This window comes from Streptomyces sp. NPDC056628 (genome assembly GCF_042792555.1).
Taxonomy (GTDB): Bacteria; Actinomycetota; Actinomycetes; order Streptomycetales; family Streptomycetaceae; genus Streptomyces.
Genome location: NZ_JBHTWG010000081.1, coordinates 1 through 4,401, shown reverse-complemented (window position 1 = coordinate 4,401; position 4,401 = coordinate 1). Strand labels below are relative to the sequence as shown.

Genomic DNA, 4,401 nt, shown 5'->3' with positions numbered 1-4,401 from the left:
ATCGTTGTGTTTGTGGCAGCTGAAGAAGAAACAGGCGTTACAGTGAATTCGTTCATACTGTCAATGTCGTTTCTTATTACTGTTACACCGTCAGTGTTTTGAAGCAGCACGCCATAACCGCCATTTTCATTGCGCTTAAAGCGTATTTTGTTGTTTATTACGCTGTGTTTTCTTCCGCCAGTAAGCAAAATCGCTGTCCTGCCAATGCAATTCTTTATACGGTTATCTTCTACGGTGTTTATATATCGGCTGTCTGCTGTTCCGTCTATTGCGTATGTTCTAGCGTTTTTAATTGTGTTTCCGATCACGTCAACTTCTGAATGGGCTTTCCACATGATACCGCGTCCGGTTCCAGTTAGATCAATAATATTATCGGAAACCTCAGCATCTACTGTTACACCACAACGAATACCGCCGAAACCTTTAATTTTGTTATCTGTGACCACCGTATCTATAGCAGCATCCAAAACAATTGAGTAATCCTGTGTAGAGCCTTCTGTATCATTGTCGCTTACCTTGACATACTTTGATAAATGCACCCTGATATGAACACAATCACCATTGATACGGTTATCTGTTACTAGGGCCATTTCACACAAATACACGTATATACCTTGTGAGGTGCAGCCCTCAACAGTATTATCGTTAACCTTAACGCCTTTCCCCCTGGCAGTAATGCCGTTTTCAAAGCCTATGACTGTATTTCCTGATATATTGGCCCTATTCCCTGTTTCCGTGCTGGATACGCCTATAGAGTCGATACCGTGCGCCCAGGATGATTGACCAGGCTGGCGAATGATTTTATTGTTTGTGATGCTTACGTCTGTGCCGTACCCGTATGAAATGTCATTATCAGCAAAATTACTATCAATAATGACTTCCCCTGCTGTAAATGCCCGAATAGCTCCACGTCCGTTCTCTCTGAATCGGTTTTTCTTGATAATGATTTTGTAAGGATGATCATATTTCAGGCCGCCTTCTCCGAATCCCTCTAGATCAATACCCAGCTGCGGCCCTATTGTGTCGCCGCCGGCATAATTTACGTCATTATCTTCAAATACAAGGCCCTCGCATCCGTTTGTAGCAAAATTGTTTCTTCTCGCTCTCTCTAAAACGCATTTCCTTATTGTGATGCTGCTGGAAGGCGTGTAATCACTATTCCAGTTCATCATACCTTTAGCAGCTACCCAAATATTATCGCCTGTAGCGTGGGTGCATGTGGCTTTTTCGATAGTAACGTTCTTACACCCTCTTATATGGATGCAATAGCCCCATTCGTGCGTTTTCTTGCCTTCTACATAGACATAATCATGATCGTCTCTGTCTCCCATAAAGAAGCCGCCTTCCAGCTCCACATTTTCAAGCAGCTCAAAGTAGAAAATAGAGTATCCTGTGGCACTATTCGGCATAGCGTAAAAGCGTGCTGTTTTTGACATTTTTATTTTCAGGTTTGAAGCTCCGCGAACCCCGCCGCCGTATTCCGGCAAGCTCCCGAACTTACTAACGGGATCAATCAGGAAACGGCCACCAGGAATATAAACGCCGTAATATCCATTCTTGGCCGCGTGCTGGATAGCATCGTTAAAGCCTTGTGTTGTTGCTTCCGCGTTCTCACAGTTCGGATTTATACCCCATTCGTCAAAGTTAATGAAATAATACATCGGTTGTAAGCTTTCAACAGCGCCCATATTAAGCACCCGCCTTTCTGCTTACGTTCGCATTAACAAAGTCGGAAAGGAGATCCGTAAACCGGTAGAACGTTTCATTTTTGGAGACTTCACGGCCATTTAGTGAAAACGTATCGAACATGGCCCGCCGCTGTCCGGTGCTTATTTCTAGCTGGATACTCATTCCGGTTCTATTCTTATTTGCGACATTCGCCGGATCTGTACCGGATAAGGCTGCACCCTCCGGCAATAACTCAGCTGAGAAGCCCGCAGCATTCAAGGTTTCCGTGAGTTTCCCTGCATTTTCCTGATCCGTCCCACCTACTAAAATATGCTTTTCATCTGAAGCATAGCCATGTAGCGACAACGTGAAATCATGCTGGCTTAATAGTTCAAGGGCTTGAGGCTCATCAAAATTCGTGCTAGTGATATGCAAAGATGTATTTCCTGATGCCTTCAATCCTTCAAATAGATACGTGGAATAAGATTTACTTAGCTCCCTGGCAAGCTCACTTGTTCCACCCTCAATCCCGCCGCCGTGAGGCGCAAAGATTAGGACAGACGTTCCAAGCTCTCGCGTGAATATGTTGTAATTCACGGGATCTTCATTAGCCTGCAATTCCTCAAAATTCCGGTACTGATCCGCTGCCATAGCACTGTTTAACCCGATTGTCACAAGGGATAGCACAAGTAGCATTGAAAAACAAAACCGCAGCATGTTATACTTACGGCACTCCGCTACTTTGCGGGGTACTAGGTAGAGAAGGTCAGGCCCGCCAAAGCTCGCCTTCTCTGCCCCCTTACCCTTTTTTGAGGCTCCCACTATTCTATTTTGATTGATAAACACCTTTTATCACTCTCCATTTTAAATTTATTGAATTTTCAAAATATAAAATGCGTTAGCTGTCCTGGTATCACATTTTGACCACCCCCTTAAAGGCTTGAGGTTGTTGCTCCGCGCCCTCCTATATTTTCGCTACTATATAAAAACGATTGCTGTTCACGCTGCCGACATATCCAGTCCAGTTTGACTTGCTGTATAGATTGTATTTGATCAGATATGTTCCTGTTCCATACTCACGCCGGACAGACGGAACACTAAAGCTTTTTACAGGCGTTGATCCGGTAAACGATCCTGAGCCGACTCGCCCTGTGTGTATCAGTCCTTTATCTGACCACTTATACAAGATGGCTTTGTAATACAGGCGTTTTGAGCCTTTCTTTTCTGCCTTGTAGTCGATTGTTGACGCACTCGGACTGTAAGTCGTGGCATCCGTCCAAACTCTTATTGAATGGCCGTTTCTATTCTGCCAGCCTGACCATGCCGCCGAAGCACTTTCCGGAAGTACCATAACCCCCAATGTAATGACAGCAACTAAAGCGAAAATAATCTTTTTCATTTTGCGTCCTCCTTCATTATTTCTTCCAGTAAACTTAAATCGTCAGAATCAATCGCAAGAGTCTGATCCCTGCAAAAAGGGCAATAGATTTCAGACGTACAGGCAGGCCTTTCTAAAAACAACCATTCCTCGCAGTCATCGCAATAGTATCCGATTAATGTTCCGTTCACTTTTGGCATTCCGCGCCCTCCTTCTCTTCCGGCGGCCACCATCCACGAACCAAGTACCCACTGATCGCCGCGGTAACTGACACACAATTTAATCTCAAACTCTGATTGTCGAAATAATACGCCAGAATTATTCCTATGGAATCAGCAACGCCCGACATTATGAGAAGCATCAATACTCTAAATGCAAATTTCACTCCGCGCCCTCCTTCACAGGTAGAAACAGATCAATCATAAACAAGTTAGGGGTGAAAACCCCATCCGGTTTCGCCTTCTCAAATTGAAAAACCTCTACCACGAATCCTAGATCATGCGCCGCTTGTATCCTTTCACACGCTTCTTTTAGGGTTCCGGCTTTGACTGACGTCACAGCTTTTTTATACATTCTCCGCATCCTCCAATAACTCAGTATTTCGGTAAACATCACCGATGATTTCAAGATCGCCTGCCATAAAAGCACCACTACCATTTCCAAGACCTATATCAAGATAAAAACCAGCTTGCTTGTTGTCATACTTAACTACGAACTTCGTATCAGTGTTATGATCCAAAATGAAATCATTGTCATAAATCATCTTTCCGTTCTTATCCTTCAACCCGGTGTTCCACATGAGAGCTGCATTTTTTTGTGTGCTATCTGCAATCCTAATCAGATGAAGTGATGAGTCGGTATGGCGGTACAATCTCCATCCCACGGCTGTAATAATGAGATCCATTCCCTCATCATCCCAATAATGCATCTGCTCTCCATCCCAAACTCTGTATGCTGTGTTCATTGTGTTTCCCCCTTGATTATTTCAATCGGTTTATCTCCGCAATCTAAACGTGTCATATTGTAATCTTTAATAATTTCAAGTTGCTCCATGGTATTGATAACAATTTCGCATCCTGCGACCGGAAGCCAAACTCTATCACCGATTTTGTATTCCACCTCCTTCTCGAAGAATGTAACTTCATTGATATGAACATTAACAAGTGCTTCACGTCCGTCACTGTGTTTCATTTTCCATCCGCCGCCCCAAGGTCTGTCTAATTCGAATCCTTCTTCAGCTACTTTCTTCATGGCCTCCACCATTTCTTCAAATGATTTATACTGCTTTACTGTTGTTTTCGCCATTTTAATTCCCCCTTAGTGATCTTATGGTTTTATTTTATTCTCTATTAGAG

5 protein-coding genes are annotated in these 4,401 nt (G+C 43.6%); all 5 read right to left on the bottom strand.

Annotation, left to right across the window (positions count from 1 at the left end; translation table 11 throughout):
- Positions 1-1,688 (bottom strand): right-handed parallel beta-helix repeat-containing protein (locus ACFRAC_RS36555; RefSeq protein ID WP_382939614.1); only part of this gene is annotated, 1,688 nt, incomplete at its 3' end.
- Position 1,689: 1 nt separating this feature from the next.
- Positions 1,690-2,514, bottom strand: coding sequence for a poly-gamma-glutamate hydrolase family protein (locus tag ACFRAC_RS36550; RefSeq protein ID WP_041052969.1), 825 nt, complete (start codon positions 2,512-2,514; stop codon positions 1,690-1,692).
- A gap of 118 nt (positions 2,515-2,632) precedes the next feature.
- The gene (locus ACFRAC_RS36545; protein WP_041052967.1) at positions 2,633-3,067 is read right to left on the bottom strand and encodes a hypothetical protein; all 435 of its coding nucleotides are present in this window, start codon (positions 3,065-3,067) and stop codon (positions 2,633-2,635) included.
- Between the two features lie 544 nt (positions 3,068-3,611).
- Positions 3,612-4,010, bottom strand: coding sequence for a YopX family protein (locus ACFRAC_RS36540; RefSeq protein ID WP_017696650.1), 399 nt, complete (start codon positions 4,008-4,010; stop codon positions 3,612-3,614).
- Positions 4,007-4,351 (bottom strand): hypothetical protein, encoded by a 345-nt coding sequence (locus ACFRAC_RS36535; protein WP_041053041.1) that lies wholly within the window; start codon positions 4,349-4,351, stop codon positions 4,007-4,009. Before ACFRAC_RS36535 ends, ACFRAC_RS36540 begins: the two co-directional genes overlap by 4 nt.
- Positions 4,352-4,401: the final 50 nt, after the last annotated feature.